3 protein-coding genes are annotated in these 2301 nt (G+C 70.4%); all 3 read right to left on the bottom strand.

The window, feature by feature from the left end; genetic code table 11:
* A partial coding sequence (locus AC1DXV_RS33885) for a hypothetical protein (protein WP_477937959.1) occupies positions 1 to 1099 on the bottom strand: 1099 nt, incomplete at its 3' end.
* 34 nt (positions 1100 to 1133) lie between these two features.
* Positions 1134 to 1445 carry a hypothetical protein gene (locus tag AC1DXV_RS33890; protein WP_477874091.1) on the bottom strand — a complete coding sequence of 104 codons (312 nt, stop codon included), beginning with the start codon at positions 1443 to 1445 and terminating at the stop codon, positions 1134 to 1136.
* Between the two features lie 63 nt (positions 1446 to 1508).
* On the bottom strand, positions 1509 to 2301 hold a 793-nt coding region (locus tag AC1DXV_RS33895), incomplete at its 5' end, for a hypothetical protein (RefSeq protein WP_477937960.1).

Raw genomic sequence — 2301 nt, forward strand, 5'->3', positions numbered from 1 at the left:
CGTCACGGCCCGTGATCGCGGTCCAGTGCGTGATGATGGTTCGCATCGCCGCCTCGGGGCTGGTCAGCAGCGTGGGCTCGGGCGTGAACAGCGCGCGCACCTTGTCGGTGGTGTCGTAGTCGTTGCTCTCGATCTGCGTCAGGATCCGCGAGATCGCATCGGCGATGTCGAAGAAGTGCTTCGACAGCCCGTGCGCGGGCAGGCCGACGCGCTCGGCCACCTTGAACAGCCGCTGCTCGGTGCCATTGGCCTGCGCCCGCAGCGATGCGACGATCGGCGAGCTGGCGCCGTCGTTCTTGTACTCGAGCGTCAGGTGGAACCACGCCATCGCGGTGACCGCCGAGAACTCCTCGCGCGACAGGTTGCCGTCCTGGCGGCGCGACAGCAGCATGTTCTTCAGCTTGCTCGCCAGCGTGACGATCTTGGCCGGGTCGGTCGGGTTGCTGCTCGCGCTCGCGGTGACGTAGGTCATGCCGACCCAGACCTCGCGCAGGAACTCCTCGAAGGTCGGCACGAACTCGGCGTTCGCCGCCTCGGCGCGCACGTAGGGCTGCGGCTTGCCGTCGTCCATGCCGTGGTTCAGCTCCATGCCGAACAGGCGCTGGTAGGGGTTGCGGCGGTTCGCGCGCAGGTCGCCACGGATGTGGCTGACCAGCGAGGTCGCGAAGAACGGCGCGCCGTCCTTGAAGAACAGCTCCTCGGTGTTGCGCAGCCAGGCCTGCGAGTCGGCATCGGGCACGCCGAGCTTCTCGCCATGCACGAACTCATGCACCACGCGCTTGAACACCTCGTAGACGCGGGTGTTCTCGATCATGTAGGCGTAGATCAGGTGGTCCCAGCGGAACAGGCGCGGTATCTCGATGGGGTCGGTGGCGGTGACGGTGGTCAGGATGTCGCTCAACACGGTCGGCAGCGGCGCGCCTTCGCTGCTGGGGGGCGGCAAGGCGCTCAGCGGGCTGCGGCGGTCCGGGTCGCCGAGCGCCTTGCTGGTGTCGTCGAAGCGCTGGCGCCAGGTTTCTTCCAGCAGCCAGGCGAGCTCGCCCGGGTGGGCCCTGAACAAGGTGTCGGGCGAGACGAAGGTGGCGAAGTGTCTGAACATGACAAGGTCTCCGTGGGTCTTGGGGGGCGGCGGCTCAGGGCAGGTTGCGCAGGCCGACCGGGTCGGCGAGCGTGGACAGCTGCGCCGACAGCGTCTGGAAGCGCAGCGCCACGTCGAGCGCCGGACCGCTCAGCCCGGTGGGGGTCGGGATCTGCTGGTTGGCGCGGGTCAGCACGGTCAGCAGCAACTGGGTGAGCTGGTCGGTGGACGGGTTGTGCCCACCCCACTGTGGCGTCTGTTGTGCCGCCTGCTCGGTGGGGTTGTCGGCCTGCGCCTCGGGGGCGGTGTCGGCGACGGGGGCGGTGCGGCGCGTGCCGCGGGCGGGAAGGGGTGGGGCCTTGGCCATGGGAATGCTCCTGTGGGTCGTGGTGGTGGGGAAGGGAGAGGTGATCGGGATCAGGCGGAGGGATCAGGCGGACAGCAGCGCGCCGCCCATCCGCAGCATCGATTGCTGCTGTTGTTCGAGGATGCGTTTCGCCTCCTGCGGCTGGCCGCTGCAGCGGGCGAGCTGCAGCCCGGTCAGCCCGAGCGTGCGCAGCGGCTCGGTCCACAGCCAGTGGGTCGAGGTGAACAGCGCCGGGCCGAGCGTCGATTGCAGCTCGTCGAGCGACGCCGGGCTGACGCGCTGCGGGTGCAGCAGCTCGCGCAGCGAGCGGCCGCGGAAGCAGCGCATCGGCGTCTCGACCAGCAGCCGCGCCAGCTCCGGCAGCAGCGGCTGCGAATCGGTGATCAGCGCGCGCGTGCCGCTGTCGACGCGTTCCAGCGGGTGCAGCCCCGTCCAGGCGAGCTCGAGCTCGTCCCACGGGCCTGCGCCGTAGCAGTGGCGGCACAGCGCGGCGCCGAGCTGCACGCGCAGGTAGCTGACCGGGTGCGGGTCGCCCGGCGAGAAGCGGAACACCAGGCTCGGCTCGCCCGACAGCACGTCGTGCAGCGCGGCCACGCTCGCGAAGCCGGTGTGGCCGAAGGCGAACGCATCGGCGGCGATCTCGCTCGCCCAGCTGGCCCACACGTCGGCCAGGTCGCCCTGCGAGCCCACCTGGGCGAGCCCGTGCTGCAGCAGCGTGCGCAGCTCGTCGTTCCAGCCGGTGATGTGCGCCACCTGGTGGCCGGCCTCGTGGATCAGCGCGGTCGGCCGCAGCAGGTTGTGGCGCGTGATCTTGATGGTGGCGACCGGGCACACCGCGCCGCCGTCCCACAGCCGC

It is taken from the genome of Rhizobacter sp. P3_C12 (assembly GCF_056402735.1).

What these genes read in the sequence shown, in the direction of transcription:
- AC1DXV_RS33890 (WP_477874091.1), bottom strand. Translation starts at nt 1,445, where the DNA reads ATGGCCAAGGCCCCACCCCTTCCCGCCCGCGGCACGCGCCGCACCGCC.